At 62.1% G+C, this 25,109-nt stretch carries 22 protein-coding genes; 9 read left to right on the forward strand and 13 right to left on the reverse strand.

Annotation, left to right across the window (positions count from 1 at the left end; all coding sequences use genetic code 11):
* Positions 1-286: 286 nt before the first annotated feature.
* Positions 287-1,174 carry a glutathione-dependent disulfide-bond oxidoreductase gene (gene yghU, locus JJB74_RS27555; RefSeq protein WP_200597627.1) on the forward strand — a complete coding sequence of 296 codons (888 nt, stop codon included), beginning with the start codon at positions 287-289 and terminating at the stop codon, positions 1,172-1,174.
* A complete protein-coding gene (locus tag JJB74_RS27560; RefSeq protein WP_200597575.1) occupies positions 1,171-1,803 on the forward strand; it encodes a glutathione S-transferase family protein in 633 nt (210 codons plus the stop codon). Before yghU ends, JJB74_RS27560 begins: the two co-directional genes overlap by 4 nt.
* Before the next feature lie 143 nt (positions 1,804-1,946).
* Here the strand turns inward: JJB74_RS27560 and JJB74_RS27565 are convergent, their stop codons facing one another.
* The 6 genes from JJB74_RS27565 to JJB74_RS27590 form a co-directional block, all read right to left on the reverse strand.
* Complete coding sequence (locus JJB74_RS27565) at positions 1,947-2,525, reverse strand: peroxidase-related enzyme (protein ID WP_200597577.1); 579 nt, start codon at positions 2,523-2,525, stop codon at positions 1,947-1,949.
* Positions 2,526-3,096: 571 nt separating this feature from the next.
* Positions 3,097-3,921 (reverse strand): SDR family oxidoreductase, encoded by an 825-nt coding sequence (locus tag JJB74_RS27570; RefSeq protein ID WP_200597579.1) that lies wholly within the window; start codon positions 3,919-3,921, stop codon positions 3,097-3,099.
* Positions 3,922-3,951: 30 nt separating this feature from the next.
* Positions 3,952-4,536, reverse strand: coding sequence for an NAD(P)H-binding protein (locus JJB74_RS27575; protein ID WP_200597580.1), 585 nt, complete (start codon positions 4,534-4,536; stop codon positions 3,952-3,954).
* A gap of 35 nt (positions 4,537-4,571) precedes the next feature.
* Positions 4,572-5,555: an aldo/keto reductase gene (locus tag JJB74_RS27580; protein ID WP_200597582.1), complete on the reverse strand. Its 984-nt coding sequence runs from the start codon at positions 5,553-5,555 to the stop codon at positions 4,572-4,574.
* 18 nt (positions 5,556-5,573) lie between these two features.
* Entirely contained in the window at positions 5,574-6,566 is a 993-nt protein-coding gene (locus tag JJB74_RS27585; RefSeq protein WP_200597584.1) for an aldo/keto reductase, read from the reverse strand.
* 11 nt (positions 6,567-6,577) lie between these two features.
* On the reverse strand, positions 6,578-6,991 hold the full coding sequence (locus JJB74_RS27590) for a (R)-mandelonitrile lyase (protein WP_200597587.1): 414 nt from the start codon (positions 6,989-6,991) through the stop codon (positions 6,578-6,580).
* 101 nt (positions 6,992-7,092) lie between these two features.
* Here JJB74_RS27590 and JJB74_RS27595 point away from each other — a divergent pair, with 101 nt between their 5' ends.
* Positions 7,093-7,986 (forward strand): LysR family transcriptional regulator, encoded by an 894-nt coding sequence (locus JJB74_RS27595; RefSeq protein ID WP_200597589.1) that lies wholly within the window; start codon positions 7,093-7,095, stop codon positions 7,984-7,986.
* Positions 7,987-8,274: 288 nt separating this feature from the next.
* Here JJB74_RS27595 and JJB74_RS27600 read toward each other — a convergent pair whose 3' ends face one another.
* On the reverse strand, positions 8,275-9,606 hold the full coding sequence (locus JJB74_RS27600; RefSeq protein ID WP_200597591.1) for an amidohydrolase: 1,332 nt from the start codon (positions 9,604-9,606) through the stop codon (positions 8,275-8,277).
* Between the two features lie 359 nt (positions 9,607-9,965).
* Here JJB74_RS27600 and JJB74_RS27605 point away from each other — a divergent pair, with 359 nt between their 5' ends.
* Positions 9,966-12,638 carry a PAS domain-containing hybrid sensor histidine kinase/response regulator gene (locus JJB74_RS27605; protein ID WP_200597593.1) on the forward strand — a complete coding sequence of 891 codons (2,673 nt, stop codon included), beginning with the start codon at positions 9,966-9,968 and terminating at the stop codon, positions 12,636-12,638.
* A 2-nt stretch (positions 12,639-12,640) separates the two neighbouring features.
* A complete protein-coding gene (locus JJB74_RS27610) occupies positions 12,641-14,791 on the forward strand; it encodes a sensor histidine kinase (protein ID WP_200597595.1) in 2,151 nt (716 codons plus the stop codon).
* Positions 14,792-14,933: 142 nt separating this feature from the next.
* Here the strand turns inward: JJB74_RS27610 and JJB74_RS27615 are convergent, their stop codons facing one another.
* Positions 14,934-16,556: an MFS transporter gene (locus tag JJB74_RS27615; protein WP_200597597.1), complete on the reverse strand. Its 1,623-nt coding sequence runs from the start codon at positions 16,554-16,556 to the stop codon at positions 14,934-14,936.
* A gap of 261 nt (positions 16,557-16,817) precedes the next feature.
* Between JJB74_RS27615 and JJB74_RS27620 the strand changes: the two genes are divergently transcribed.
* Together JJB74_RS27620 and JJB74_RS27625 are read left to right on the forward strand one after the other, a co-directional pair.
* Positions 16,818-17,282 (forward strand): YaiI/YqxD family protein, encoded by a 465-nt coding sequence (locus tag JJB74_RS27620; protein WP_200597599.1) that lies wholly within the window; start codon positions 16,818-16,820, stop codon positions 17,280-17,282.
* Positions 17,283-17,458: 176 nt separating this feature from the next.
* The gene (locus tag JJB74_RS27625; RefSeq protein WP_200597601.1) at positions 17,459-18,154 is read left to right on the forward strand and encodes a class I SAM-dependent methyltransferase; all 696 of its coding nucleotides are present in this window, start codon (positions 17,459-17,461) and stop codon (positions 18,152-18,154) included.
* Here the strand turns inward: JJB74_RS27625 and JJB74_RS27630 are convergent.
* Positions 18,151-19,023 (reverse strand): NAD(P)-dependent oxidoreductase, encoded by an 873-nt coding sequence (locus JJB74_RS27630; protein WP_200597603.1) that lies wholly within the window; start codon positions 19,021-19,023, stop codon positions 18,151-18,153. The two genes, JJB74_RS27625 and JJB74_RS27630, sit on opposite strands and share 4 nt — an antisense overlap.
* Before the next feature lie 274 nt (positions 19,024-19,297).
* Here JJB74_RS27630 and JJB74_RS27635 point away from each other — a divergent pair, with 274 nt between their 5' ends.
* Positions 19,298-20,221: a DedA family protein/thiosulfate sulfurtransferase GlpE gene (locus JJB74_RS27635; RefSeq protein WP_200597628.1), complete on the forward strand. Its 924-nt coding sequence runs from the start codon at positions 19,298-19,300 to the stop codon at positions 20,219-20,221.
* A gap of 106 nt (positions 20,222-20,327) precedes the next feature.
* Positions 20,328-20,993 (forward strand): endonuclease III domain-containing protein, encoded by a 666-nt coding sequence (locus tag JJB74_RS27640; protein ID WP_200597605.1) that lies wholly within the window; start codon positions 20,328-20,330, stop codon positions 20,991-20,993.
* A 227-nt stretch (positions 20,994-21,220) separates the two neighbouring features.
* Here the strand turns inward: JJB74_RS27640 and JJB74_RS27645 are convergent, their stop codons facing one another.
* The 4 genes from JJB74_RS27645 to JJB74_RS27660 all read right to left on the reverse strand — a co-directional run.
* Complete coding sequence (locus tag JJB74_RS27645; RefSeq protein WP_200597607.1) at positions 21,221-22,036, reverse strand: molybdate ABC transporter substrate-binding protein; 816 nt, start codon at positions 22,034-22,036, stop codon at positions 21,221-21,223.
* Positions 22,033-24,297 carry a xanthine dehydrogenase family protein molybdopterin-binding subunit gene (locus tag JJB74_RS27650; RefSeq protein WP_200597609.1) on the reverse strand — a complete coding sequence of 755 codons (2,265 nt, stop codon included), beginning with the start codon at positions 24,295-24,297 and terminating at the stop codon, positions 22,033-22,035. The genes JJB74_RS27645 and JJB74_RS27650 overlap by 4 nt, the downstream gene beginning before the upstream one ends.
* Complete coding sequence (locus JJB74_RS27655; protein WP_200597611.1) at positions 24,294-24,800, reverse strand: (2Fe-2S)-binding protein; 507 nt, start codon at positions 24,798-24,800, stop codon at positions 24,294-24,296. Before JJB74_RS27655 ends, JJB74_RS27650 begins: the two co-directional genes overlap by 4 nt.
* A gap of 90 nt (positions 24,801-24,890) precedes the next feature.
* Positions 24,891-25,109: hypothetical protein (locus JJB74_RS27660; protein ID WP_200597613.1), on the reverse strand; the 219-nt coding region annotated here is incomplete at its 5' end.

Genomic DNA, 25,109 nt, shown 5'->3' on the forward strand with positions numbered 1-25,109 from the left:
AGAGCCCGGCCGAAATCATTATGGATTTTCCGCTCGCCTGACCTGGCAGAAGACTGGGCGGCGAGTACACGAGCCCGCGCAAAGAAAGCCTTGCCTGCAATCGAAGCTCAGGGCTCGAGATTTACCATCGAGTCATGCGTCGATTGCCCAGCCCTTACACCGTGCTCCTTGCCTGACCTCCACCGTGCATTGTTCGGCACGGATGCTTGTGGCTGAAACCTGTTAGCTTATGGCCGCACCTGACAAAATCCTTTGCCGGAAGCGGCATGCCCTTGAGGAGCTACCAATGAGCAGCGAGACCGAATACATCCCACCAAGAGTCTGGACCTGGGACAAGGAAAGCGGCGGCAAGTTTGCCAGCATCAACCGGCCTGTTGCAGGCCCCACCCATGACAAGGAACTGCCAGCAGGACGCCACCCCTTGCAGCTCTATTCGCTTGCCACGCCGAATGGGGTCAAGGTGACGGTCATGCTTGAAGAATTGCTCGAATTGGGCCACGGCGGCGCTGAGTACGACGCCTGGCTGATACGCATCAACGAAGGCGACCAATTCGGGAGCGGGTTCGTCGCAGTCAATCCAAATTCCAAGATTCCAGCGCTGGTTGATCGCAGTGGTGAAACTCCAGTACGGGTATTCGAGTCCGGAGCCATCCTGCAATACCTGGCCGAAAAGTTTGGCGCCTTTCTTCCAGCAGGCGGCCCTGCGCGCGCCGAATGCCTGTCCTGGCTTTTCTGGCAGATGGGCAGCGCGCCCTTTCTGGGCGGCGGTTTCGGGCATTTCTATGCTTACGCTCCCGCCAAGTTCGAGTACCCGATCAATCGCTATGCAATGGAAGTCAAGCGCCAGCTCGATGTATTGGACCGCCATCTGGCGGAACACCATTATCTTGCAGGCGACGCTTATACCATCGCCGACATGGCGGTATGGCCGTGGTACGGCACCCTGGTCAAGGGCCAGCTTTACGAGGCGGGTGAGTTCCTCAGTGTCCATGAGTACAAGCATGTGCTGCGCTGGACTGACGAGATTGCCTTGCGTCCGGCCGTACGGCGGGGACGCAAGGTCAACCGCGCATGGGGCGAGCCATCCAGCCAGCTTCTTGAGCGTCACGACGCAAGCGACTTCGACACCCGGACCCAGGACAAGCTGGCGCCTTCCGTCAAGGACCATCCATGATCACCCTGTACGACTGCGCCACTGCGCCGAGCCCGCGTCGCGCGCGCATTTTCCTGGCCGAGAAAGGCGTGCCTTACGAGACTGTGGAGATCGACCTTCGCAGCGGCGAACATATGGGAGAAGCCTATCGCCGGATCAACCCTCAGTGCACCGTACCGGCTCTGCGCACCGAAGAAGGGGATCTGCTGACCGATAACGCCGCCATCGCCGCTTACCTCGAAGCCCGTTACCCGGAGCCGCCATTGATGGGCCGCACGCCGCAAGCCAAGGCCGAGATCGCGAGCTGGCAGTGGCGCGCGGAGTTCGAAGGCCTGCTGGCCGTTGCTGAGGCATTTCGCAACAGCAGCCCGGCCATGGTGAACCGCGCCTTGCCAGGCCCGATGAACTATTCGCAAATTCCCGAGCTGGCGCAGCGTGGGTTGGCCCGGGTTCAACAGTTCTTCAAGCTTCTCAATGATCAGCTTGCCGGCCGCGATTTTATCGCCGCAGGCCAGTTCAGCATCGCAGACATTACGGCCGTGGTGGCAGTGGACTTTGCGCGCGTGGTCCGGATCAAGCCCGGAGAGGATCTGCCGCATCTGCTGCGTTGGCGCGCTGCAATGGAAAAGCGATCGAGTATGGCGCGCTGAAGCAAGCCTCCGGGCATGGCAGCAGCGACCATGTATGCGACTCTTGCGCTTCCCTCGTAGAGTGCGAGGCCGATTGGCTAGGTGTTCATTCCACCATTGCGGCACAAACTCCAAAGCCTCGGGAAGGACTGAGCAGGATAGTCTTATCGGCCGAGTGCATAAAACTCGGCGTTGGGCCGCATGCTGCTCACATTAGCGAGACGATTGGACATGCCGAAAAACGCTGAAATGCCGGCGATGTCCCAGATGTCCTCTTCGGTGAATCCGTGCGACTTAAGCGTATCGAAGTCCGGCTCGCCCACCAGGTGCGCAGACTGCGAAACCTTCATCGCGAAATCGAGCATTGCCTTCTGACGGTCGCTAATGTCGGCTTTCCGGTAGTTCGTCGCCACCTGATCGGCAATGAGAGGATTCTTGGCGCGTATGCGCAGGATGGCTCCGTGGGCGATGACGCAGTACTGGCACTGATTGACGGCGCTGGTAGCCACAACAATCATTTCGCGCTCAGCCTTGCTCAGATTGCCCGGCTTTTCCATCAGCGCGTCGTGATACGCGAAGAATGCGCGAAACTCATCCGGACGATGGGCGAGCGCAAGGAACACGTTCGGAATGAACCCGGACTTTTCCTGGACAACGAGGATACGTTCGCGAATGTCGTCAGGCATATTCTTCAGTTCCGGGACGGGAAAACGGCTCGCTGCGTGTTGGTTGGCTTGCTTCATTGTTGTCTCCATTATCGATGCCGTTTTCTCAGCGCCGTGGAACGGCGCTATCTGGCGCATACGCTTAACTCTACCTCGTCACCACCGCGAGCAGCATGGCTGATGCCGCCAACAGCGACAGCGTGTCAGTGTACGTCATAAGGTTTCTTTCAACGGCCGGATGAGGTAGGCAGCATTCGATCAGGGTGCCGCGTACCGGCACCTTTTAATCTTCTTGCATGAGTGAACTGATAGATCGCTATTGGATACGGTTGAGTGCAGTGGTGAAACGGTGATTCACTGTCTGCCGCATCATTACCAGCGCGCTTTATCGATCCACTGATACCTGATTGCGTGCAGCGACAAAAGGACCGAACACGACCCATACCGGTCTTTTGGCGTTCAGCAATCCAAAGTCTGCAATGTTGGAAGAAGCGGACATTCGAATTGCCAAACGCTTTCGTTGCCTTATGCCTCAGTGCCCAGCCGAAGCGGGGGTAAAGACAATGCCTTCGAAGTAGAGAAGTTCAGTAGAAGCAATCCCTGCCCCTTCTGGAAAGCGATTACGAGATAGAAATACGTCCCATTCTTGTCAGGGAGCGAGTTCGCTAAACCAATAGGAGGCTGTGACACCGCCATCCATCAAGAAATCGCTCCCAGTAATGAATCCGCCTTCTGGCCCCATGAGCAACGCGGCGACATTCCCCACTTCGTCCGGCGTGCCAGCGCGCTTTGCTGGGCAGCCATCGATCATGCGTCGGTAGCCTGAACCTCGCGGTCCGGACAGTTCATCCTTTGCAAGGGGCGTGATGATAATGCCTGGACTGATGGTATTGATCCGTGCACTACGTTTGCCCCAACTCTCCGCTTCGAACATCACGCGCAAGGAGTTTCCGCGCTTGGAAAGTTGATAGGCATGCAGAGGATCTTTTACCTGGTCAGGTTGAAGCATTGGCAATTCAAGCAACTTTTCCACTGGCGTCGTTGCGAGCGCCTTGCTCTGCTCTGTCGTTAGGGGCGGCAAGCGGTGGCCGGACTGAGATGCGATCACGACACCCGAACCACCTTCCGCGATCACCTTGCCGAACTCTTCGAGAATGAGCGCCGTGCCGTAAAGGTCGATCTTCAAAATCGTCTCCGGCGAAGCCTGCGATGGAGATACGCCCGCCGCGTGGATGACACCGTGGACAGCGCCCAGAGCGGTTGCTCGCGCAACCAAGGCTTCGACTGACGGGCGGCAGGAAACATCAACGACCTCTGTCGTAACCTCGAATCCTGCCTCGCTGAGAGTCTTGGCGGCAGCTTCAACATTTTCCTTGCGCAGGTCTGCAAGCAAGACATGTTTGCCCGCGCCAACACGGCGCGCAATGGCTTGGCCAATCGATCCTGCGCCAATAAGGACAATCACTTTCTGCATGGTGTTTCCTTTCCCGGAAGCTTGCATAGATCAACCGTCACTCACGCCGATACTGTTGCGAACATAGAGGTTCGGCGTGATGACGATCTTTGCGACTAGAGCGGACAGACTGTCTAGCGCAATCTCATGACCTTCAAATGGCTGTCCCTTTTGAGTCGTTCGGTAAGGCCCCTCGGGAGCATGGGTAAACCATCCTGGTCGTAGGATCGTGTAATCGAGATCCGACTGCTCAATCAGTGCCGCAGAGTTGCGATAGGGGTCGAGAATGCTCCGATACCTTTCACCTGGCACTTCGCCATAGATGCCCATTGAGCTAATGAAGACCAGCCGCTTCAGACCGGCAGCATGCATTGCGTCGATGATGCTTCGTGCCTGCGTAGCCATGTCGCCAGCGAGATTGGCATAGACGATATCCTGCCCTTGCATAGCATTCCGCAATGTGACTGGATCAAGCACATCCCCTTCGACAATCGTGATCCTGTTCGGATTGTGATTGGTAAGCCGACTCGCCCTGCGCAGATAGAGCGTCAGGTCTACATCGGTCCTCTCAAGGAGCAGCTTGGTTGTATTGCGTGCAAGCTGCCCGTTCGCACCGAGAATCAGAACTCTAGTCATCTTGAGATCACCTTCCAATCAGCCTTGTTTGAAGATTAGCGGCCAACCCGAGCCTGTAGATGGGCGGGATAGCGGTCGCCCTGGACAGTGATCTGCGACAAGGCGGTTTCGATTGCTCGCAGGTCATCCGCACTGAGCTTCACTGACGCGCCACCGATGTTTTCTTCCAGGCGATGCAGTTTGGTAGTTCCAGGGATGGGAACGATCCAGGGTTTCTGCGCGAGTAGCCAGGCAAGAGCAATCTGCGCCGACGTCGCTCCCTTCCGTGATGCAATCTGTCCCAAAACCTCGACTAGGCCTTGGTTCGCTTTGCGGTTCGCTTCCGAAAAGCGCGGCACAATGTTGCGGAAGTCAGTCTTGTCAAAGCTGGTAGATGCATTGATTGCGCCTGTCAAAAAGCCCTTGCCGAGAGGACTGAAAGGTACGAAGCCGATACCCAGTTCTTCCAGCAGTGGCAGGATCTCCTTCTCGGGTTCACGCCACCACAGGGAATACTCGCTCTGCAGAGCGGCCACCGGCTGCACAGCGTGTGCGCGGCGGATTGACTCGACACCAGCTTCGGAGAGGCCGAAATGCTTTACCTTGCCCTGCTGTATCAATTCCTTCACCGTTCCCGCGACATCCTCGATCGGTACATTCTCATCAACACGGTGCTGATAGAACAGATCGATGCGGTCAGTCCGTAACCGTTTCAGGGCGGCATCCGCAACCTCACGGATGCGCTCGGGCCGGCTATCCTGACCCTTGCTGACATCGCCGTCTCGAAAGCCAAACTTCGTCGCGATCACAACTTGGTCGCGGAATGGTGCAAGCGCCTCGCCCAGCACGTCCTCATTTGCGCCTTGCGAATAAGCTTCCGCCGTATCAAAGAACGTAACGCCGCGCTCGAAGGCCGTTTGAATGAGCTTAATGGCCGTCTGCTTTTCGGTAGCTGGACCGTAGCCGTAACTCAGTCCCATGCAACCCAATCCAAGGGCTGATACTTCGAGCCCGCTTTTACCAAGAATACGTTTCTGCATCGTCTTCTCCTTTTGAATTCAACGGTCAATGGCAGCATCTAGGGCCACTGAAAGCGGTGCGCCTTTGATATCTATTTCAGCGAACGCCTGATCGATGTCACGCCGGTCAGCAGGCGTCAAAAGCAGCTCAGCGGCCGGAAGATTGTCATCGAGATGTTCGATCTTCGTACCGCCTGGGATGGGCACGATCCATGGTTTCTGGGCGAGCAACCAAGCGAGTGCAATCTGAGCGGGCGTGCTGTTTTTGCTCCACGCTAGTTCCTTCAAGAAATCGACGACTTTGAAGTTGGCTTCCATCGCCTCGGGCGTGAACCTGGGGAAGTCCTTGCGTAAGTCGTTTGGATCGTCAAACGTCATGCCGCGTGTGATTTTCCCAGTCAGAAAGCCTTGCCCAAGCGGTCCCCATGCAACGAGACCGATACCAAGTTCCTCACAGAGGGCAAACTTGGTTTGCTCCGGCTCGCGCATCCAGAGCGAGTAGTGGTCCTGTATTGCCGTCACCGGTTGCACTGCATGCGCCTTGCGGATGGTGGCAGCGCTCGCTTCGGAAAGGCCGAAATGCAAAACCTTGCCTTCAGCAATCAGGTCCTTGACTGTGCCAGCCACATCCTCTATCGGAACATTCGGATCAACGCGATGTTGATAGAGCAGATCGATGTGGTCGGTTCGCAGTCTCTTCAGCGACGCCTCGACTACCTCGCGGATATGCTCAGGCCGGCTATCCAGCCCCGTCATTTCGCCTTTATCGTTGATGGCAAAACCAAACTTCGTACAGATAAGCACCTGGTCCCGAACCGGCTGCAATGCCTCGCCTACAAGAGCCTCATTGGTGAATGGGCCATAACCTTCGGCCGTGTCGAAGAGGGTAACGCCGCGTTCGGCGGCCGTGCGGATGACCTGTAGCGCATCCTTGCGATCGGTGGCCGGGCCAAGGCCAAAGCTCAAGCCCATGCAGCCAAGACCGATCGCCGAAACCTCAAGCCCGCTCTTTCCGAGAATACGTTTTTGCATCACATAGTTCCTTATTCGTTAAGGCGAGAACCGCCGTGGTATTGCTCATCCGAGACTTTCTCCATCCAGGAAACGGGGCTGCCGTTCAGGATTTCCGCAATGGCGATATGGCTCATTGCCGTGGTGGAGGTGCTGCCGTGCCAATGCCTTTCTCCAGGCGCGATCCATACAATGTCGCCTGCACTGATCTCTTGGATAGGGCCATCTTCGCGCTGAACCCATCCAAGGCCAGAAGTCACAAGCAAAGTCTGGCCAAGCGGGTGGGTATGCCATGCCGTGCGTGCACCCGGCTCAAAAGTCACCGTCGCACCCCCAATGCGGGCTGGTTCTTCGCCTGCGAACGGCGCATCAACCCTCACGGTTCCAGTGAAGTATTCAGAGGATCCTTTCGTGGACGGCTGCGAGCCGCATTTCCTGATTTCCATGGAGGCTTCCTGCGTTGAATTGCGATGACCGACAATTTAACAGTGCGTCGTCGTGCGATTAAGAGCTAAAATCGGCATGACTTTATAAGGCTGGCTAATGAATGGCACGTTCTGATCTCTCTGACATCACTGCTTTCCTGTTGATCGCTCGTGAGGGCAGCTTCACGAAGGCGGCGGCAAAGCTCGGTGTTTCGCAATCAGCATTAAGTCAGACAGTAAGAAACCTAGAAGCAAGGCTAGGAATACGACTTTTGACCAGGACGACGCGTAAGGTCGCGCCGACAGAAGCCGGCGAGCGCTTGATTCGGGCGGTTGCGCCGAAATTGGAAGAAGTAGAGGCCGAACTGGCTGCTCTAACGGCGTTGCGGGACAAGCCTGCAGGTATGGTACGCATCGCGGCCGGTGAGCACGCTGCAGAATCGATTCTCTGGCCAGCCATCGAGCGTCTTCTGCCTGACTATCCTGATATCAGCATCGAAGTCGTAGTGGACAATGGATTGACGGATATCGTCGCCCAACGGCTAGACGCAGGCGTGCGGTTGGGCGAACAAGTTGCCAAGGACATGGTCGCAGTGCGCATTGGCCCCGATATGCGTATGGCTGTAGTTGGCACGCCCGACTATTTCAGGCGCCACCCGAAACCACGCACTCCTGACGATCTCACCGCGCATAACTGCATCAACATCCGTCTGCCAACAGCCGGGGGCCTCTATGCCTGGGAACTAGAAAAGGCCGGACGTGCGCTCAAGGTACGTGTCGAAGGCCAACTTGTATTCAACACCGCGACCATGGCAGTCAAGGCTGCTCTGGCTGGATCCGGCCTTGCTTTCGTACCGGAAGACCGCGTTCTTCCGTATATCGCGAACGGAAGCCTGGCTCGTGTGTTGACCGACTGGTGTCCATTCTTTCCGGGGTTCCATCTTTACTACCCGAGCCGACGACAGCCAACACCTGCTTTTGCCGTACTCGTTAGCGCTTTACGTCAGCATCAATAGCTCGAAGCAGCGCGATTTTGCGCGCTCAAAGAAAGTTGTAATGCTTTGGCGGCTATATCAGCCAAAGCAGACGGACAACGTCCTACGCATGGTTTGGCAGCGACGTCTGCTCATGGCCGATGGCGCTCTTCCATATCTCGACGCAACTCCACATGCGGATGACTTCTGCAAGCCGTCCCACACGAAATAACGGCTGTCGGCAGCGTTATCCTACCGACAGCCAGCAACACAAAAGGGCCGAAGTCCTCTGCCCGCTTGCAGGCATCGGCATCCGCGCTCGCGCACGGATTATTGGGCCTTGCCCATCAGATCGAACAGGATCGCGGTTTCCGCGGCAATGGTGGCCTTGAGCGTGGGCTCGTATTCCGGCGCCCACTGCGGCGAGTGCGTGCCCGGCAGCGGAATGCCGCGCTTCTTCGCCGCCTCCAGCTTCTCGGCGGGCACGGCGCCTACATGCAGCAGCACGGCCTTCACGCCGTTCTGGCCATACACCGAGAAGTCTTCGGAAGTCATCTTGGCCGGCATCTCGACCACGGCTGCTACTTTGTCCTTGCCCACGGCGCCTCGCACCGCATTGGCCATGCGCTCGGTCAGCGCGGGGTCGTTGTAGACCGCATCCGTGCCGCGCTTGATGTCGACGATAGGCTCCTTCTGCGCATTCGAGGCCAGCGCTTCGCCCTTCACGATGCGGGTAATCGCAGCGTGCACCTTGTTGCGCACCGCTTCGCTGAAGGTGCGTATCGTCAATTGCAGCTTGACCTGGTCCGGCACGACATTGCCGGCGGTTCCGCCATGGATGCTGCCAACCGTGATGACCGCCGGATCGACGGGATTGTTTTCCCGCGAGATGATGGTCTGCAGCGCCATCACGGTCTTGGCGGCCATGACGACCGGGTCTATGGTTTCCTGGGGCGCTGCGCCATGGCCACCCTGCCCGAACAGGGTGATTTCCGCCGTGTCCGAAGCGGCGCGGAAGTAGCCGGGGTGATAGCCGACCACGCCGCTGGGCAGCGTTCCCTCGTCATGCATCGACAGCGCATAGTCCGGCTTCTTGAACTTGGTGAACAAGCCATCCTTCACCATGGCAGCCGCGCCGGCGACGAGTTCCTCGGCCGGCTGGCCCACCAGCATCAGCGTGCCGCTCCATTGTGACCGGTTCTCCGCCATGATCTTGGCCGTGCCGTACCAGGAAGACATGTGGATGTCATGCCCGCAGGCATGGGCCACGGGCGTCATCTCGCCCTTCGCGGTCTTTGCGCTGGCCTTGCTGGCGAACGGCAGATCGGTCTTTTCCTGCACCGGCAAGGCGTCGAGTTCAGTGCGCAGCATGACGACCGGGCCCGGGCCGTTATGCAGAATCGCGACCAGGCCATGGCCGGCGATGCCGGTGGTGACTTCATAGCCAAGCGGCTTGACGAGATCGGCCAGGGTCTTCTCGGTGCGTTCCACATCGAAGCCGAGCTCGGGATGACTGTGCAAGTCCTTGTAGACCGTTTCGACCGAGGGATAGACCGCGTTGATGCGATCGGCGTTTACATCGGCGGCGATGGCGGCATGCGCGCCGAAAGCGCACGACAGCGCCACGGTGAGTGATTTCAGCGGGAAGCTCGGGGATTTCACTTCTATGTCTCCTTAAAGGTAAGGCGGCAATCATGCATCGTGGATTGCCGGAGTGGGCGAGCTTACCTCCGCATTCTTCGAACCGGGTCAACTCTCTGAGAGACGCAAGCATGAATCGACACTGCAGGGGGCTTGCAGCTGTCGAGCGCGCGAGCCGTAAAACTGAAGCGACATGCGGATCCGTCAAGTCGCCAACGCCAAGGATTAGGTAAGCTTTAGCCCAACCGCGGGCCCCTTGGGGGCTTTAGCCTTCTCATCCATTTCCAGGCAAGTCCCAAAGGCAGGGAAAACATCCACCTGCCACCAGCACAGCCGCGCCATTTCCAAGAATGAATTCACCTAAGAAAAGTCATACTCCGATGTTTGCAACAGGCTCGGAAAACACCGGGCTTTCCGCCTTCGATTCGGTGCTGTTCGAATGCAGTCCGGACTGCGTGAAGCTGCTTGATCTCGACGGCCGTCTGCTGGCCATGAACCACAATGGCCAGTGCGTCATGGAGATCGACGACTTCGGCGCCGTCGCCAACTCCCCGCTGGCGATGCTGTGGCCCGAAGCAAGCCGCGAGACCGTGCAGTCCGCCATAGCCAGCGCGCGCGCCGGCCAGACGGGTCGCTTCCGCGCGTTCTGTCCCACCGCGAAAGGCACGCCGAAGTGGTGGGATGTGACGGTGATGCCGGTTCCCGCCGCGAACGGGGAAGCCACGCGGCTGCTTTCGGTATCCCGTGACGTCACCGTCGAGCACGACGCCTGGGAGAGACTGCAATTCAGCCAGGCGCAGTTCGCGCGCCTGCTCGATTCGTCGGCCGAAGGCATCTACGGCATGGCGCCGGATAACAGCTGTACCTTCATGAACCGGGCCGGTGCCGCGATGCTCGGTTACGAGCCGGATGAGCTCATCGGCCGCCAGCTCCATGCGCTGATTCATCATCATCACGCCGATGGTTCGCTCTATCCGGCAGTGGAATGCCGCCTTCTCAATGCGGTCGCCAAAGGCGATTCGCTACGCGTGGAGAACGAAGTCTTCTGGCGCAAGGATGGCACGCCGATCGCTGTCTCCTACTCGGTCGCGCCGACGATGCAGGATGGCGCCTACGTGGGCGCCGTCGTCACCTTCACCGATGTAACCCAGCGCAAGGCTTCCGAGCGTGCCCTGCAAGACAGCGAAAAGCGTTTCCGCTCGATGGCGGACGCGATTCCGCAAATCGTGTGGTCGATCGACGATCAGGGTCGGGCCGTGTTCTTCAACAAGCAGTGGACCATCTATACCGGCGCGGCTATCGCTCCCGACACCCCCGCCGATGTCTCGGCCCAGTTCGTGCATCAGGACGATCACGAGCCCACCATGCGAGCGTGGCAGAAGGCATGGGAAGAACGCATCACCTTCACGATGGAACACCGCATACGTTCCGCTTCAGGGGAATACCGCTGGTTTCTCGTGCGCGCAGAGCCCTTCTTCGACGCCGCCGGGAAGATCGTGCAATGGTTCGGCACCTCTACGGACATCCATGACCGCAAGCAAGCCGAGGTGGAACTGTTCGCCAGCCGCGAGCGGCTGGAAAAAATCATCAGCCAGGCGGCCACCGGCGTGGTCGAGGCCGATGCCCATGGCCGCATCGTGCTGGTAAACGGCAAATACTGCCAGATGCTCGGATACACCGAAGAAGAATTGATCGGAACCTCAATACTCGAGGTGACCGCACCCGACTCGGTGGAGCAGACCATGGCTGTGCTGCAGGGGCTGGTGGAAGGCGACAAGGGATACACCATCGACAAGCAATACCGGCGCAAGGACGGCTCGCTGCTGTGGGCCACCAGCAGCGTGACGGCGCTGCACGGCCCCGAGCATCAGTTCCAGGGGCTGGTGGCCATCGTCATCGATGTCACCGAACGCAAGCGGGTGGAAGAGGCGCTGAAGGGAGCCGATCGACGCAAGGACGAGTTCCTGGCGATGCTCGCGCATGAGCTGCGCAATCCGCTGGCGCCGATCGGCGCGGCGGCCGAGCTGTTGCAGCTGGCGCAGCTCAGCGAGGCGCGGGTGCGGCAGACCAGCCAGATCATCGCCCGCCAGGTCAGGCACATGACGGGCCTGGTAGACGATCTGCTGGATGTCTCGCGCGTCACGCGCGGCCTGGTGGAGCTGGACAATGCGCCGCTCGACATCAGCCATGTGATCACGGACGCCGTCGAGCAGGTGACGCCGCTGATCCGCTCGCGCCGCCATCAGCTCGGCATGCAGCTCACGCCCGAAGCGCCGCTGGTCATGGGCGACAAGAAGCGGCTGGTGCAGGTGCTTGCGAATCTGCTCAACAATGCCGCCAAGTACATGCATGAAGGCGGCCGCATCCTGTTGAAGACCGAGGTGCGGAATGACAGCGTCGTCATCGACGTGCAGGACGAAGGCATAGGCATGACGCCGGAACTGGTCTCACGCGCCTTTGATCTTTTTGCGCAGGCTGAGCGCAGCTCGGACCGTTCTTCGGGCGGGCTGGGACTGGGGCTGGCGCTGGTCAGGAGCCTGGTGGAATTGCATCACGGCACGGTGACATGCGAAAGCGCGGGGCTGGGCAAGGGAAGCCGGTTCACCGTGCGCCTGCCGCGCCTGGCGCCGCGCGACAGCGGCAATGCACCGGAATTCGCCGGCAGCGCCATGCGGCACCCCGTTGCTTCGCTGCGCATGATGGTGGTGGACGACAACGTCGATGCAGCCGCAATGCTTGCCATGCTGCTGGAAACGCAGGGACACCGGGTGGCGGTCGAACATGACTCGCGCAGCGCATTGCAGCGCGCCAGGGAAGAAGCGCCGCAGGTCTGCCTGCTGGACATCGGCTTGCCGGAAATGGATGGCAACGAACTGGCGCGGCGGCTTCGCGCCCAAGCCGAGACGGCGCATACGGTGCTCATCGCCGTTACCGGCTATGGCCAGGAAAGCGACCGCGCGGAGATGATGGCAGCCGGCTTTGATCGGCATCTCGTCAAACCGGTCGATACCGGCAAGCTGGCTGCCATTTTGGCGGAGGTGGGCAGGCGCTGACCGTGCGGGCGAAGCTCCACAGCGTCGATGATGCATATTGGCATTGGAGGAATGGCGGATACCTGGTCTACTTGCAGGGTTCTATCCGAAGCGCCTGCATTGCCTTTCTGTTTCGCTTTCTCCCGCCTCGGCCTTCCTTGCTGCCTATCACTGCGACCATGCGAACCACCCTCAACAATAGTGGCACCACAGACTCGTCCGAGCTTGACCAGATCCGAGACTGGAAAGCTCTCCACCGCCTGAGTACGCAACTGCTGAAGACGAATTCCACGACTGCCAAGCTGGCGGAGGTCCTGGCAAGTGTTGTGGCCTTCCATCACACTTCGCGCGCTGTCATATCCATTCATGATCCTGGACTGGAGTGTCTGACCGTCAGGGCAAGCATAGGCATGACGAAGCAGGAGGTCGAGGAGCTGAACCGCATCAAGCTTAGCGAAGGCTGCTCCGGCGCGGCCTTTGCCGAGCGCGACCGCATCGTCGTTGAAAATTTCGATAAGGATGAGCGCTTCGAGGCCTTTCATCCATGGGCAAAGGCCAATCATGTCGGCGCGGTGTACTCGACACCTTTCTATGACGACGACACGGCGATTGGCGTGGTTACGGTCTACTTTGGCATGCCGCATACCCCGACGGCGCGCGAAATGGAACTTACCGATATTTGCGCTGGCACCATCGCTCTCATTCTCGGGCGCGAACTCGCTGATGCAAGCTCGCGGCAGGAACGGGAACGCCGCAACAAGGTACTCGCGCACATGGACGAAGGTTATATCGTGCTTGCCCATGATTTCACCGTGCGGGAAATGAATCATGCGGCTGTGCGGATGTGCCAGCGCCCGATTGCCGACATGATCGGCAAAAGCCATTGGAAGGTCTGGCCGGAAGTCAACGACACGGAAATGGGGACCATGTTTCGCAGGGCAATGAGTGAACGCATTCCGCTGTGGATAGAAAATCGTTGGGTTTCGCCTTCCGGCGACGTGGGCTGGTATGAAGTGCATGCGCAGCCCATCGACGAAGGGATGGCGATTTACTTCCGTGACATCACACGTCGCAAGACCGCAGAACAGGCCGTTGCCGATAGCGAGGCAAGGTACCGGGCACTTGCCGAAAACACCTCCGAAGTCGTCTGGCGAGCGGATGCCACCGGCATGGTCTGCGAGATGAGCCCGGGATGGGCAAGATTCACTGGCCAGACGAGCGCCGAATCGAGTGGCGAAGGATGGGCCAATGCCATCCAGCCGGATGATCGGGCAGGCCTGCTCGCCGAATGGCATGCCGCGGTGGCGACGGGGATGGATTACATGACAACCTACCGCATGCGCCGCAGCGATGGCCAGTACAGGAACATGATTTCTCACGGCGTGCCCTTGAAGGACAAGGATGGACATGTCCGCGAGTGGATCGGACTCTGTCAGGACGTCACCGCGCTGCGCGAGGCGGAAGAGATCGCCAGGCAGGAGAATGTTCACAAGGATGAATTCCTTGCCATGCTCGGCCATGAATTGCGCAATCCGCTATCCGCCGTGCGGATGGCTACCGACCTGCTGGAGAGAACCGATTTCGGCCCCGAACGCACCGCGCACTTCGCCAGGGTGATCAACCGGCAGGTCGCGCACATGACGCGCCTCGTGGAAGACCTGATGGATATTTCGCGCATCTCGCGTGGTCAGGTTTCTCTTGAAAGGAACCCGGTGGACTTGTGTGCCGCCATCACTGCCGCAGCGGAACAGTTGCGCCCGATGATGAACGCCAAGCAGCACAGACTGACACTGGATTTGCCGGAAGAGGCGTGCATCGTTTTCGGCGACCATGTCCGGCTCGTGCAAGTCGCCGGCAATCTCATCGGCAACGCCGCCCGCTATACGCCTGCCCACGGCGACATCACGGCCCGATTGCTGATCGAAGCAGGGAAGGCCCTATTCACCGTGAGCGATACCGGGATCGGCATCGAGCCGGCGTTACTGCCGGAGATTTTCAACCTCTATACGCAAGCGAAGATGACGAGTGACCGTCAATCGAGTGGCCTCGGGATGGGCCTTACGCTTGTCAAAAGCCTTGTTGAACTTCACGGCGGCACCGTCACCGCCATGAGCGATGGCCCGAACATGGGAAGCATGTTCAGTGTCACCCTGCCTTGCGCGGCCACGAATTAGGACGCCCGGGAAGAAAACCTCACAGCCTGCGCGATAGCATCGCGAGCCGCTAGAGCGTGTTCGCCCTGACACTGTCTTCACTGACTTCGACATGCGGAAAACGGGTGGGAAAGCCAAACGACATGAAGAATGCGACCCGAGCCTAGCGCCGCGCCAGCCTCTCTGCGCTTTCCAGGGCTGACGCATCCAGCAGCTCCTGTATCTCTTCCAGCCGCCTGCCCCGGGTCTCGACACCGCTTCTGGCCAGCAGCAGCGCCGCCATGGCCATCGGCGCCGCGATGACGATGGCGGCCAGCGGCATGCTGCCGAACAGGCCAATGACGCCGAAGCCCGCGCCCAGGATGCCGCCCAGCTTCGACGCCGCGGCGATCAGGCCGGCGCCGGTGGCGCGCAGATGCACCGGGTAGATTTCGGACGCATACGGCACCAGCGTGGCGATCACGCCGCTTGCTGACACCAGCAGCGCCACCGTCGCCAGCACCATGGCGGCAACCGAGCCGACGCCGAAGTGACCGAGCAGGAAGAAGCCCAGCAGGCTCGCGGCGCTCAGGCCGATGAAGGCCACGAGCGTGCGTACCGTGCTCCATCGGTGGTAGAGCCAGATCACGAGCAGGGTGCCGGGCAGCGCGAGGAACGCGGACTTGGCCAGCAGGCTGGTGGCAGCGGCCGGGTCCATGCCCATGGCGCGCAGATTGGTCGGCAGCCACAGCAGGAAACCGAAGTTCACCAGTCCCCAGGCAACGCCTGCAACGGTCATGCCTATCGTCAGCGGGCCGTAACCGCCCTTGAGCAAGGCGCGCATGCCTGGCGGCGTCTTCACGCCATCCGCCGCTGCCTGTTCCTCGACCACGTCGCCAGGGCCGGCAAACTGCGCCATCACGGCGCGCGCTTGCGCATGCAATCCCTGGGTCGCGAGAAAGCGCGGGGATTCGGGCAGCATGCGGCTCAGCAGCAGGATCATCGCGCCGGTAGGCAGGCCCAGAAGCCACAGCACGCGCCAGCCGAAGGCCGGCTCCAGCAGGCTCGCCGCCCAGGCCGCGGCCAGATAACCGGCCGAGTTGCCGATGCCGCCCAGCGCAACCAGCAGCCAGCCGCGATGCGCCGCCGGGATCATTTCCGCCATCAGGGTGAAGGCGATCGGCAGCAGGCCGCCGGCCGATGCGCCCATCAGGAAGCACATCACCAGGTTCCATTGAAACGACGGCATCGCGCCGCAGATCGCGGTGCCGATGAACATCAGCGCTGACAGCAGAATGGTGGCGCGACGTCCGACCCGGTCGGCGGCCATGCCCCAGATCACCGAGCCGACCGTGGTGCCGGTCAGCGCGACGAAGGCCAGCAGGCCCGCATACTGGCCGCCGAGTCCGTATTCCCTGGTCATGCCCGGCATCACGAAGCCGAGCGTGGCCGGCTTCATCACATCGATGGTCAGGGCCACGACCAGCACGGCGACCAGGGACCAGTGCTGGCGGTTGAGCGGAATGCGGTCGGCGGCATGGAAATGCGGGCCCGCATGCGTGGATGCCTTGCGCAGCTGCGCCATGCGCGGGATGAGGCCGTAGGCCGCCAGCAGCAGACCGAAGGGGATCAGCGCCATCCCGGTCAGCATCATCGCATCCATCTCCATGCCGACCATCTGGTAGCCCATATCGGAAGCGCATACGAACATCGGCATATGGGCCAGCACGCCGGCGACGATGGCAAGCGTTCCGAGCCAGAAAGCGAGGGGATGGTGCAGGGTGAATTGGTTGGACTTCTTGTTCATTCTGAAATGCGCGGGACTGACGGGGTGTCGCGGGTTCGCGGAAAAGTGCGGCGAGTATAGTTCATCGAGACCATTGCGCGGCCCCTGCGGTCGACATTTGGTCGCTGCGCTGCGTGACCGATGCCGGCCCGCGTCGCTGAAGTGGCAATGACGCGGCATCCAATGAAGAGCGAACGGCGATGTACGCGCATCGTCCGGGACGCTTGCCGTTACAATGCCCCAGCCCCCCGCTTCCCTTTTCCTTCTTCCTTATTCTTCATCATGCCTATCTGGGTCGACGCCGACGCCTGCCCTGCAGTCATCAAGGACATCCTGTTTCGCGTAGCCGACCGGCTGCAGATCCCTGTCACGCTGGTCGCCAACCAGTTGATCCGGGTCCCCGGCTCGCGCTTCATCCGCGCGCTGCAGGTCCCGGCAGGCGCCGATGCGGCCGACGCGGAAATCGTGCGGCGCATGGCTGCCGGCGACATCGTCGTGACCGGCGACATACCGCTGGCCGCGCTGGTGCTGGAAAAGGGCGGCTTGGCGCTGAATCCGCGCGGCGACTGGTACACCAAGGACACGATTGCCCAGCAGCTGACGATGCGGGCTTTCATGGAGGAGCTGCGCGGCAGCGGTGTCGACACCGGCGGCCCGGCCGCGTTCAGCCACGCCGACCGGCAGCGCTTCGCCAATGCGCTGGATCGGGAACTGGCGCGCGGAAAGCATAGAGGTCCAACCGATTGAGGCTGTCTTGCCGATATGAAGGCATCCGGGTTGCGTGGTGCATCCCGTCATGAGGCCCGCCCCGCATAACGGGACAGGGGCTGAACTTGGACCTGTTTTCACTGTCCGCCAAGGATTGCGTGCGGCCAGAGATGCGTCGGTGGACACAAGCTTGGAGCAGCTGCCAGGGAGAGCGGATGAGCAAGTCGAATGAAAATGGCGACAGACCGAAGGTAAGGGGCGCAGGCTATGGGAATGACGTCGCCACGCAGCGCGGCGATTTCCTCGATGGCAGCGCCGTACGGCACATCCGCAGCCTCATCGGCCGACCGGATGGCGGCGCGGTGCGCGCACTCGATGCCGCGTGCGCTGCCGGCGGACAGGCGCGCCGCATGGCAAGGGCGGGTGCGCTGGTGACGGCTGTGGATCTGCTGGACCATCGCCAAGACATTCTCGATGCCGATGCCGGCGAAGACCCGATGGGCATCGAATTCGTGCAGGCGGATCTGCGACAGGTGGACCTGTACGCAAGGCTCGGGACATTCGATGTCATCGTCGCGCAGCGCTTCATTCATTACCTGCCGTTTGCGCAAGCCGCAGACGTGATGCGGCTTTTCAGAAGCGCACTTAACGCGGAGGGGAAGCTGTATCTGTCCGCATCTGGGCTGCGCAGCGAGCTCGGCCGGCATTACGAAGGCACGAGCGCGCTGGCTACGCGGTATGCACCCTTGTGGCAGCCGATGGCGGACAAGCATCGCATCCACGGAAACGTATGCCTTTACGAGGAAGCCGACATCCTTGCCCTGCTCGATGCCGGCGGGATGGAGGCCGAAAGGATCTACACCACGCCATTCGGCAACATCAAGACCATTGCCCGAGTCAGGCTGGCTTAGCGCCCTGCCCGGCGCGCGGCCACCCTGCCCAGCACCGCGAGATCCTTGTCGCCTTCCTGATGGGCCAGTGCGTCGAGGAGACTGTCGCGCACCAGGCTGGCGATCGGCATCGGCGTGGCCTTGTCGTCGCTTGCCGCCAGCGCCAGCCGCACATCCTTGAGCGCCAGGCCCGCCTTAAAGCCGGGCGGATCAAAACGGTCTTCGACGATCAGCTTGCCGTAGCCCTGGTACACCGGACCGGGAAAGGTGCTGTTGCTGATGATCTGCAGCAGGTCGGCTGCGGCAACGCCATGGGCTGATACGAATGTGGCGGTCTCTGCAATGGTCTCTACCGCTGATGCGAGCAGCACATTCGCGGCAAGCTTGATGACGTTCGCATGCGATGCCGTCTCGCCGAGGCGCCAGGTCTTCTGGCCGAGCACATCGAGCAATGGCTGTACCCGATCGATCGCCGCCGCCGGACCCGCGGCCAGAATGTTGAGCTTGCCGGCGGCCGCCACATCGGGTCGGCCCAGCACTGGCGCGGCAATGTAGGTTATGCCAAGTTTCTCGTGCTGCGCGGTCAATTCCTGCGCGTAGGCCACCGAGATCGTCGACATGTTCACATGCACGCTTTCCTTCGCTGCCTTCGCCATGACGCCGCTATCGATGAGCACCGCGCGTATCGCATCGTTGTCGGCCAGCATCGAGAACACGATGCCTGTGCCGAGCGCCTCCTCCGGCGTCGTCGCGATCTGCGCGCCCTGCGCCGCGAGGCGTTGCGCCGAAGCCTGTGAGCGGTTCCATATGACCAACCTGTGCCCGGCCTTGAGCAGATTGGCGGCGAGCGGCTCGCCCATGTGGCCCAGTCCGATGAATCCAATGTCCATGATTTCCATCCTTCAGCATGCGGACCGCAGCCGGTCCGATCAAGCGCCATACGATAGCCCCATCCCGCTCATCCTTCCATCGGACAAGAGCCACAGCGCATGTAGGAAGATTGCCGAGAACACGGTTTTTGCTGTCGAGCATGGGCGACTCGGGGTATCTCGATTACGTGCCTTGAAGGCAAGCGTCGCCATGTCGCGCGGCAAAGCGGATATCGCCGTATCATGTCAGCCCGCTCCCGCCGCGCCGTGCTCCGATTCCTTCTTCTTCATCGCCATGTCCCATCTACAGCAACTGATCGAGCACTATGGCCTGGCCGCGATCTTCCTGAATGTGCTCATCGAACAGCTCGGCGCGCCGCTGCCAGCCTATCCGTCGCTGGTGGTCACCGGCGCGCTGCTCGGCCACACCAGCTATTCCGGCGCCACGCTGCTGGCCACCGCGGTAGCCGCCGCGCTCATGGCCGATCTGTTCTGGTTCCTGGCCGGACGGCGTTACGGCCGCAGCATCATGGCGCGGCTGTGCCGCATCTCACTGTCACCGGATGCCTGCGTACGGCAGACCGAGAACCTCTATCTGCGCTTCGGCGCGGCGTCGCTCCTGGTGGCGAAGTTCATTCCCGGCTTTGCTTCGATAGGCAGCGCTCTTGCCGGCACCCTGGGCACGCGGCGCACGGTATTCCTCCTGTGCGACGGCCTCGGCGCGGCGCTATGGGCCGGATCGGCAATCTGGCTCGGTTCGCTGTTCCAGGCCGCGGTCGGCGATCTGCTGGCGGTGCTGGCGCAACTGGGCAAATGGGGCATGCTGCTGGTGCTGCTGGCGCTGGCGGCCTTCGTCGCCCGCAAATGGTGGCAGCGCGACCGCTTCCGCAAGTCCCTGCGCATGGCGCGCATCTCGGTCGACGAGCTGCATGCGCTGCACAGCAGCGGCGCGGCGCCGGTGATCGTGGACGTCAGGCCGGCGCGCGACCAGGCCGAAGGCCGCATTCCCGGCGCCATTGCGCTGGCGGCGGAAGACATGCGCCGGCTCGATCTCGATGTTCCCGAGGATGCCGAGCTCATCATTTACTGCGCCTGCCCGAATGAGGCATCGGCCGCCATCGTTGCGCGGCAACTGATGCAGAAGGGCTATCGCCGCGTGCGGCCCTTGCATGGCGGCATCGAAGCCTGGGTGGCGGCCGGCCATGCGCTGGAGAGCTGAAGCAGCGCCCGCCTTGCGCCTGCGCTAGCGGCATGTCCGCGCAGGCCTGCCCTGCGCCGGGCTGCGGCTATCGTTGGCGCATGAGCTCAGACCAGGACTCGCGCCGATGAAAACCCGAGACTTCGACATCGATACCGCGCTCGCCCGCATCGAAACCGCCGTGCGGCCCTGGCCGAAAGCGGCGCTGTTCCAGCTCGCCGAGGAAGGTTACGGCTCGGTGTTCGAGCAGCTGATGGCCTGCATCATCTCGATACGCACCTTCGATGAAGTCACGCTGCCGGCATCGCGGCGGCTGTTCGAGCGCGCACGCACGCCGACCGCGCTGGCCCGGCTAACCGACGAAGAAGTCGACGCGCTGATCAATCCCAGCACCTTCCACGAGCGCAAGGCGCAGCAGATGCGCGAGATCGCGCGCCGCGTGGAACAGGACCACGGCGGCGCACTGCCCGCCGATCGCGATGTGCTGCTGTCCTTCGCCGGCGTCGGGCCAAAATGCGCGAACCTGGTGCTGGGCGTGGCCTGCGGCGAGCCCATCATCAGCGTCGATGTGCATGTGCATCGGGTCACCGGACGCTGGGGCTATGTGCATGCCTCGTCGCCGGAACGGGCGTTGTCGGCACTTGAAGCCAAATTGCCGCGGCGGCACTGGATAGACATCAACCGCCTGCTGGTGCCCTTCGGCAAGCACATCTGCACCGGCAGGCTGCCGCACTGCTCGACCTGCCCGGTGCTGGACATGTGCGAGCAGGTTGGCGTGAGCGGGCATCGGTAGCACATCGCCACTCTGAGCGATCGTAGGTTGGGCTGCCATGCCCAACATCAGACGCCTGTGGCCCGCGAACCGTGGGATTCCTTCGGTTGGGCTGGACGGCAAGCCCAACACCGAGTTTTCGCGGACCGCGTGCATGTTGGGCTTGGCAGCCCAACCTACGCGTTGCCGGGCATTTGCGATCGGTCGGGAAAGCGGGCATCCCCGGCCCACAGTTCCGCGGCACCGTCTCACTCCGGCGGCCGCAAGCCATCCGCGCGCAGCCGCGCGCGCTCGGCGGGCGACGTTGCCAGCGCCGCGAAAGCCCGCATCGCCGCCGGTGCATCGGCCGGCATCCACAATGCGTAATCGGTCGCCAGGTCGTACGGCGCCGCAAACGGCCCGAGCAGGCACGCCGGATCGGCCTGCAGGATTTCGCTGATCTGCGTCACGCCGAGATCGGCGCGGCCTTCCTCGACCAGGCGCATCGTCTCCACGCCGTTCGGCGCGAGCACCACCTTCTTCATTACCGCGTCGCGGATACCAAGCGCCTCGATGACGCCAAGAAAATGCCTGCCGACCGTCGCGCCGCGTGCCGGATCCGACAGCGCGATGCGCGGCGCGGCCAGCAGCGCATCGCGCAGATGCCGCGCATCCGAGATATCCGGCTTGACCGCGCCGCGCGGAACCGCCAGGCCGCCGACAGTCGCGCCTATGACTGCCGTGGCGCCGTCGCGCAGCCTGCCGGCATCCTGCGCGGCATGCACGCGCACGGCGCTGGTGACAAGGGCGCTCGCTCCACGGTCGGCGAGAAAGCGTTCCTCGGCGCCGCCGGCGGTATCGAAGACGAGCGTCACATGTCCGCCGCCGGAGGCTTCGAAGTCCCGCGCGATGCGTTCCAGCGGCGCCTTCACGCCGGCCGCGGCATACAGCTTCAGGTCCGCGGCCAGCGTGTGCTGCATGGCGCAGCACAGCGCCAGCGCCGCGCAAGCTCGCCAGGCGTGCAGGACATGAACGCCAATAAAGCGATGCGCGCCGGCGAAGGCACGAACTCGCCAGCGCCTCATGCCGGCGTGCCCTGCGCCAGCGCGGCGCGCACGCGCTGCGGCGTGAACGGATATTCACGCAAGCGGATGCCGGCGGCGTCGAAAATCGCATTGCCGATGGCCGCGGCCACCGGGCAGGTCGCCGCCTCGCCGGAGCCGACCGAAGGCTGGTCCGGACGATCGATCAACTCCACCGCAACCGTCTCCGGCACGTCTTCGAAACGCGCAATCGGATAGCCCATCCAGTCGCTCGCATCGACGCCGCCGCGATGAAACGTGACTTCCTCGAACAAGGCGCGGCTCATGCCCTGCACCAGGCAACCCTCGACCTGATTGCGCGCGCCATCGGGATTGACGATCAGTCCGCAATCCTGCGCGGCGAACAGGCGCGTCACCCGAACCCGACCGCTGTTGGCATCGACCTCGGCTTCGGCGACCACCGCGACATAGGCATGCGCGTTCTCATAGCGGCACCAGGCGATGCCGCGCCCGCGCTTGGCGTTCATGCCGCGTGCCGATGTTGAAGGCGCGACTGCTTCGCGCTGCGACAGCGGGGCCGCGCCGCTCTGCCATTGCGCAATGCGCGCAACCGTCTCCAGCACTGCACGGGCGCGCTCGTCCGTCACATAAGCAAGTCGATAGGCCAACGCATCGGCGCCGGCGCGCGCGGCAAGCTCGTCGATGAAGGATTCATTGGCAAAGGTGTTCGGATAGGCGGCCAGGCCACGCAATGCGGACGGGCGCAGTGGACTGGACTCGTGATAGCGCATGCGCACCCGCTTCGCGTCGAACGCATAACCGACATCGGCATTGCGCTCGCCATTGGACAGTGCATGCGCCGGCGCGAAGCCGATCAGCTGCCCGGCAAGGGTATTGCCGGCATGATGGCGCGGCCGGGTGCTGTGGGTCGCGGTCAGGTTCAGGAAATCCCAGGCAACGATGTTGCCGTTCGCATCGACACCGGCCTTCAGGTCGATGAGCATCGCCGGGCCCTTCGGCTCCCAGCGGTGTTCGTCCTGGCGCATCCACTGCACCCGCACCGGCTTGGCCGTAGCCTGCGACATCAGCGCCGCATCGAGCGCGGCATCGTCCGAGCCATTGTGGCCATAGCAGCCCGAGGCTTCGGTCCAGGCGATGCGCACCCGTTCCGGCGCCATGCCGAGCGCCTGCGCCACTGCGGTGACCAGGCCGAAGCTGTGCTGCGTGCCGCACCAGACCGTCGCCCCATCCGTCCGCACGTCGGCCACAGCGCAGGACGGCCCGATCGAGCCATGCATCTGGAACGGCGTGGCATAACTGGCTTCGATAACGGCAGCCGCGTGCCCGAAGCCGGCATCGATGTCGCCCTTTGCAGCGACCGGTTTCAACCTGCTCGGATAGCCGCGCATCTCCGCATGGACATCGACCGGCTCGCGCGCGCCTTCCGGCAGCTTCCATTCGACACGCAGGCGCTGCGCGGCCAGGATCGCGGTTTCCTCGCGCGCAGCCACCACGCCAACGAAATTGCCGCGCACTACCACGCGCGCGCCGAGCCCGCGCACCGAAGCGTCATCCACGCGCACCAGCGTCGCGCCGATGGCGGCGGGCCGCACCACGCGGCCATGCAGCATGCCGGGCACGCGCACGTTCTGCACATATTCGAAATTGCCCATCAGCTTGGCCGGCAGATCCACGCGCGGAACCGGCTGGCCAACGATGCGGTATGCCGCGATCGGCTTTTCCGCCGGCTTGCCGATGCGGCGCTCGAAGCGCCGGCCGCCGATCAGCTCGGCAAAGGACAGGCGGCGCTGCGGCGCGTCGCGGTCAAAGGCGTAGCCGTCGCGCACCGCGATGCGTTCCGTCGCCAGGTTCAGCCGCGCGGCGGCAAGTTCCGCCAGCGCCGCGCGCGCTTCGGCCGCGGCACGCCGCAGCGGCGGGCCGCCAAGCTGTATGGTCTTGCTGCCGGTGGTGGTGCCCTGGTCCGGGACCAGCGCGGTGTCGCCCATGATCATCGTGATCGATGCCATCGGCAGATCGAGTTCCTCGGCGACGATCTGCGTCAGGCCGGTGCGCACGCCGGTGCCGAGCTCGACCTTGCCGCAGTACACCGTCACGCGTCCGGCTTCATCGACCGCCAGCCAGGAATCGAGGCCGCGATACAAGTCCAGCTTGTCCTTGGGCGTTGAGGTCTGTGCCGCAAGCGGGCCAGTGAAGGCGAAGGACACGACGATGGCGCCGCAATCGCGCAGGAAGGCGCGGCGAGAGGGCCGTTGCGGCCGTCCGGCATGGATGGGGGCCGTCATGCTGCCTCCTGCTTCATCGCCGCGGCCGCGCGCTTGACCGCGCGCAGGATGCGCACATGGCTGCCGCAGCGGCACAGGTTGCCGTTCAATGCGGCGCGAATATCGGCGTCGCTGGGGTCGGGATTGTCGCGCAGCAGCGCTGCCGCGCTCATCACCATGCCGGAGAGGCAGTAGCCGCACTGCCCGGCCTGTTCAGCGATGAAAGCCGCCTGGACCGGATGCGGCTGGCCTTCGCGTCCCAGGCCTTCGACGGTGGTGATGCGCATACCGACGGCAGCGGACACCGGCGTGACGCAGCTGCGCGCGGCGGCGCCATCGAGATGCACGGTGCATGCGCCGCATTGCGCCATGCCGCAACCGAATTTCGGGCCATTCAGGCCGAGATCATTGCGCAGCGCGTACAGCAGCGGCGTATCGCCCGTGCAGTCCACGGTCTGGCTGCGGCCGTTGATATTGAGTGTGGTTTTCAAGCTGTCTCCTCGGTGGTTCTGCTTGCGCGGCATGGGGCGCTTCTGTGAGCGCTGCCCGGCTGGCAAGGGCCAAATCTTCGCGGATTTTTGCCGGGTGAGGTTTGCTGCGGTCGGCAGTCAGGCCTAGCGTTTGCACGGCGTGATAACAGTATGTCGCTTGTGCAGTTGCAGTTGCAGTTGCAGTTGCAGTTGCAGTTGCAGTTGCAGTTGCAGTTGCAGTTGCAGTTGCAGTTGCAGTTGCAGTTGCAGTTGCAGTTGCAGTGCCTTTGTAGTTGCCGTTGCTTTTAATCCCGTTGATCGCGCCGTGGCGCCGGGCCCTGAAGCGGATAAGGTGCGGCGTCT

Origin of the sequence: Noviherbaspirillum pedocola (assembly GCF_016632335.1) — a bacterium.
In the GTDB taxonomy this organism is placed as follows: domain Bacteria; phylum Pseudomonadota; class Gammaproteobacteria; order Burkholderiales; family Burkholderiaceae_D; genus Noviherbaspirillum_A; species Noviherbaspirillum_A pedocola.